This window comes from Arthrobacter sp. H14 (genome assembly GCF_000520495.1).
GTDB lineage: Bacteria > Actinomycetota > Actinomycetes > Actinomycetales > Micrococcaceae > Arthrobacter_C.
The window spans coordinates 1-4,748 of the sequence record NZ_KI914706.1 but is presented as its reverse complement, the minus strand read 5'-3'; the positions used below and the strand labels follow the sequence as shown (position 1 = coordinate 4,748).

The following is a 4,748-nucleotide window of genomic DNA, read 5'->3' as shown; positions in this document are numbered from 1 at the left end:
CCGCTGCGTTCGCAGGCCCGGTCCTGGGACCGGTTATCGCGAATGCCTCCGCCGACCTTCCCGACAAAACCCCGGCTCAAGTACTGGAACTGGTCGGCGGACACGACGTTGACGCGCTGTCAGGCACGATTGAACAGACGTCCGATCTGGGGCTTCCCGACCTCTCCCTGACCGGGCCAAACGGCGGGCAGGGGCCGGCGTCGGACACGTCAGGTTCCCCGGATGGATCCTCGGGCATGTCACCGGAATCTGCCGCCTTGGAGATGCTCACCGAATCCCACACCGTACGGGTCTTCCTTGACGGACCGGAGCACGCCCGCATCCAAGTGCTCGACCAGTTCGCCGAGCGCAACCTGATCCGCAATGGCGACGACGTCTGGTACTACGACTCCGAAGAAAACACGGCCACGCACGCGGTCATCCCGGCCGGACACAAGCACGCGGATATGCCGGATGACCAGGACGCACTGGAGGGGCAACAAGCGCCGGATGAACAATCGCATCCGATGCCCTCCGACGTTCCGGCGCCTGGCCAGCTTGCCGGGAAGTTCCTCGACAAGGTCGATTCCAGTACTGCGGTAACGGTCGGCGCAGACAAAATGGTCGCCGGCCGCGCCGCCTATGACTTGATCCTCACTCCGCGGACTTCCGAAACACTCGTCGGTTCCATCTCCATCGCCGTCGACGGCGAAACGGGACTGCCGCTCGCAGTCAGTGTCACGGCCCGGGGCGAGGCCTCCCCGGCATTCAGCGTGTCCTTCAGCGAAATTTCCTTCGAGACCCCGGATGCGGACCTGTTTGCGTTCACGCCTCCTGCCGACGCAACGGTGAAGGAGCTCCGGGACAAGCACCAATGGCCGGACAAGCACGACATGCTGAACGACGGCAACGGACAAACGGCGAAGCCTGAGATGGGCGGCCAGGACTGGGCCGACCAGGCGAAGCCCACCGTCACGGGCTCGGGTTGGAGTGCTGTGCTGGAGTTGCCGGGCCGCGGCGACCTGGAAGGCATGGAGCGGGAAATGATCGACCAGCTAAGCACTCCGGTTGACGGCGGCCGGCTCCTGCAGACCAAACTCGTGAACGTGCTGATGACCGATGACGGCCGCACCTTGGTTGGAGCCGTTCCGGCTGAACGACTGCAGTCAGTTGCTGCTGGACAGTGAGCGCCGCTGACCTTCAAACCGCCGGCTCTGCTTTGGCGGATCCGGTTGTCCAAACCCATCGCCTGACCAAGCGGTTTGGCGCGCAGACGGTGGTCGACGGTATTGACCTGTCGGTCCCACGAGGGTCCGTGTTCGGCTTCCTGGGTCCCAACGGTTCGGGTAAAACCACCACCATCCGAATACTGCTGGGCCTCGCCGCGGCGACCTCCGGTGAAGTCCACGTTCTCGGCCAGGCCATTCCGCGGCATCTGCCCAATGTCCTGCCGCGCGTGGGGGCATTGGTCGAGGGTCCCGGATTTTATCCGTTCCTGTCGGGCCGGGCCAACCTGCGCCGCCTCGACGCCGCTGACCGGTTCGTCTCGCCGTCGACCCGCCGTTCCCGGGTGGAAACAGCCCTGGAACGCGTCGGCCTCTCGCACGCCGCGGGCAAGAAAGTAGGCGCCTACTCACTGGGCATGAAGCAGCGGCTCGGCATAGCCAACGCCTTGCTGACGCACCGGGACCTGATCGTGCTGGACGAACCAACCAACGGCCTGGATCCGCAGGGCACCAGGGAGGTGCGCCACCTCGTACGCTCATTGACGGCAGAGGGCACGACCGTCTTTGTCTCCAGCCACCTGCTGGCCGAAGTGGAGCAGATCTGCTCGCACGTCGCCGTACTGCGGGCAGGCCGGCTCGTGGCGCAAGGGACTTTGGACGAGGTGCGCGGCGCCGGGCAGAAACTCCTGCAAGTGCTGACCCCCGACGTCGAGCTGGCGCACCAGGTCCTTGCCGGCGTCGGCCTCATTGCTGAAGGTCAGTTGCACGATCACCACGACTATCACGACGGCAGCCCGCGGATCAGCGTTCCCCTCCCCGCAGACTTTCCACCGGACAGGATCGCCACCGCCCTGGTCTCGGCGGGCGTGCGCATCAATGGATTTTCGGTGGAGCAAGCCGGCCTGGAAGACCTCTTCGTTGCCCTGACCGGTGAAGGATTCGACGTTGTCCAGTGATCAGATGAGCAGCCCGGCCCGGACCTCCCCGGTACGTCCGGCATCGGGCTGGGTGTTTATGGCGTCGGAACTTTCCGTTCTTTTCCGACGACGGCGGACCTGGGCGCTGTTGCTTGCGCTCGCTGCCATTCCCATCCTCATCGCGATTGCCGTGCGGTTGACCTCCGGCCCACCGTCGGGACGCGGCCCGGCGTTCCTCGACCAAATCACGCAGAACGGGCAGTTCGTGTCGGTCACCGCTCTGACGGTTGCCATTCCCCTTTTCCTCCCGCTGACCGTCGGCGTCGTGGCCGGGGACACCATCGCTGGCGAAGCCAGTTCGGGCACTTTACGCTACCTTCTGGTGGCTCCGGTGGGACGGGCCAGACTGCTTGTCGTGAAATATGCCGCTGCCGCCATATTCTGCTTGTCGGGAACGCTTGCCGTCGCCGTGACAGGGACCCTTATTGGTGCGGCTCTTTTCCCCGTTGGGCCGGTGACCCTGCTCAGCGGCGACACGATCGGCGTCGGCGAATCACTGCTCCGCACGTTCCTGATCTGCGCCTACGTAACTGTGTCCCTTCTGGGTCTCTGTGCCGTCGGGCTGTTCATTTCCACGCTGACGGATGTGCCGGTGGGCGCGATGGCGGCAACCGTGGTGGTCGCGGTGATATCGCAGGTGCTTGGTCAGCTTCCGCAGCTGGAATGGATCCACCCGTGGCTGCTGAGCCAGTACTGGTTTGGTTTTGCCGACCTGCTCCGGGAGCCAATCGAGTGGTCCTCGTTCGGCTCCAATGCGCTCCTGCAAGCGGGCTACGTTGTTGTTTTCGGGGCGCTTGCCTACGGGCGGTTTACCTCGCGGGACATCCTGGCGTAGGTATCCTTCTATAATTTTCCTCATGCATTCTCTCCGGAAGCCGGCGGTCCTGGCGCTGTTGGCCCTGCTTCCGCTCGCAGGACTTGTTTCCTGCACGACGCCGGAAGACCAGCCGGGTAACCAGCCGTCATCGGGCGTATCGGCAACCGAAGCGGCACCATCCGGCGGGACGACGGAACCCGACCAGCCGTCGTCGGACGCCTCTGAATCACAATCCCAACCTGCCTCAACACCGCCGTCAACGAACCCAACGGAAGCTTCGTCGTCGGGCACCTCCACTTCGCCGAGGAAGAATGCCGGCGATGCTTCCGGGAAGCTTGAACTTGTCCTGGCCACCGAGGCGTCCAGCAACGCCCTGGCTGTGATTGATCCCGGTAATCGCACCGATCCGGTCGTCGATGAGATCAGGGTGGGAGCGGCGCCGTGGGACGTGACCGTTCACGCACCAACCCAGCGGGCCTACGTCTCCACGGCCGAAGGGGTGGCGGTAGTGGATCTGGAAGAACGACGCCGGACCGCGCTTATCCCTTACAGCCACCCCGCCGGGACCATCAGTTTCGACGAATATCGAAACGGCGGCACCGGCATCGCCGCCGGGCCGGACGGCAGGTACGTCTATGTGGCCGTCGTCGTGGCCGGCGGAAACGCAGTGCTGGAGAAGATTGACCTGGCCTCGGAGCAGGTGGTGGACAACGTCGACGTCGGCCTGCGGCCCTTCGACATCCTGATTTCGGATGACGGCTCCGAGGTTTACACCATCGACCACGACTCGTTCACCGTGCACATCGTCGACACCGCCGCGATGACCGCCAACCGGATTGAAGTTGCGCCGTTCGGCACCGAAGGCGGCCTCGGCTCCTGGGAGAAGCCGCACTATGCCGCTGTGCGGGAGGACGGAAAGATCCTGCTGCCTTACCAGGGGCTGGCGCTGGCCGTTCTTGATCCCGGTTCGGGCAACATCAGGATCAAGGACATGAGCGCCAACTCGCACCAGCATGGAACGGGGCTCAGCCCGGATGGATCCACGCTGGCCGTCATCGGTACCGGGTCGTTCGGCAATGCCACCGGCGGGCCGAATCTCACGCTTCGGAAAGTGGCCACCGGCGAGGAGAAAATCATCCCGCTGGACCGGCTGCACGAAACCGTCACCTTCTGGACCGATCCTGGCACCGGCCGGGAAAAGGTCCTGCTCTCCGGCGGCTACACCCGCGCCGGCTACTGGAACGGGATCACGGTCGTGGATCTGCAAAGCTACGAGCAGTACGGGATTGCGGTGCCTAACCGTCCGCAGACCATCGTCACGGTTCCCGCTGCCCGCTCGTGACCAGGGCGCAGGAAGGCCATCCTCCCCCGGACCTCTGAAAGTTCGAAGGGAAGGATGGCCTGCGGTTCAGATCGAGTTCCTGCTCAGGGAGTGCAGCATTCCGGTCCGGCTAAGCCTTGATCCACCGATCGGGTTTGGGGTGACGTCGGCGTTTTAAACGGGAGATGCCCGTCTTTTGAGGGAAAATATGACTTACCACAGACAAATTTTCCACCTCAAGAGAGGGCATCCCGTAGATGCAACTTTTCCATAGTCCCGGCTCGATGTCAGTTTCCTTCGATGACGAGAACCTTGTGTCGACCGCGGGGCTGGTTCCGGCGATGGGCCTGGCTCAGGACGCCGGCCTGCAGGATCTGGCCGCCGAGTGGCTGTCCGTGCCGACAGACAAAGGCGCGAATGCCGGACTA

General features: G+C 64.0%; 4 protein-coding genes and 1 pseudogene. All 5 read left to right on the top strand.

Features of this window, described 5'->3' with window-relative positions:
* The coding region (locus Y707_RS28335) for a LolA family protein (protein WP_051442291.1) at window positions 1–1,166 on the top strand (1,166 nt) is incomplete at its 5' end.
* Entirely contained in the window at window positions 1,163–2,161 is a 999-nt protein-coding gene (locus Y707_RS0121455; protein WP_035783167.1) for an ABC transporter ATP-binding protein, read from the top strand. The genes Y707_RS28335 and Y707_RS0121455, both read left to right, overlap by 4 nt.
* A 4-nt stretch (window positions 2,162–2,165) precedes the next feature.
* Window positions 2,166–3,017, top strand: a complete 852-nt coding sequence (locus tag Y707_RS0121450; RefSeq protein ID WP_026536566.1) for an ABC transporter permease — start codon at window positions 2,166–2,168, stop codon at window positions 3,015–3,017.
* Window positions 3,018–3,039: 22 nt separating this feature from the next.
* Window positions 3,040–4,341: a YncE family protein gene (locus tag Y707_RS28330; protein WP_026536565.1), complete on the top strand. Its 1,302-nt coding sequence runs from the start codon at window positions 3,040–3,042 to the stop codon at window positions 4,339–4,341.
* 236 nt (window positions 4,342–4,577) lie between these two features.
* Window positions 4,578–4,748 (top strand): annotated as a pseudogene (locus tag Y707_RS33055) (IS1380 family transposase); the annotation flags it as partial.